General features: G+C 36.9%; 1 pseudogene. It reads right to left on the bottom strand.

Annotated features, from left to right (window positions below):
• A pseudogene (locus HUK49_RS11070) lies at nt 1-328 on the bottom strand (DUF3310 domain-containing protein); the annotation flags it as partial.

Raw genomic sequence — 328 nt, 5'->3', positions numbered from 1 at the left:
AACGATCAACGTACTTGCTTATTTGTGATTTGAATGCACCTCTTAATTCTTCAGGCGAGTAACGTTCACACCAGTAATCGATTAAATCAATTTCAGAATTGCCATAATGCTTAGGTCGTTCGTGAGTAGCAATTTTTGTATTACTCGGAATCGGATACCACTCCACATCTGCGTTGATTTCACCATAAGTTCCATTTTCAAAAATAACATTCGCATATTCATACGTTTCATTTACTTTTGTCACTTCAGCTGTTCCGAAAATAGTTTCGTAAACCCACTTCTCATCATCTGTATCTTTGAATTGTTGTGAACCAACTTCGACACTCAC

The sequence above is a fragment of the Limosilactobacillus portuensis genome (assembly GCF_014838735.1).
Taxonomy (GTDB): domain Bacteria; phylum Bacillota; class Bacilli; order Lactobacillales; family Lactobacillaceae; genus Limosilactobacillus; species Limosilactobacillus portuensis.
This window is presented reverse-complemented; position numbering and strand designations above follow the sequence as displayed.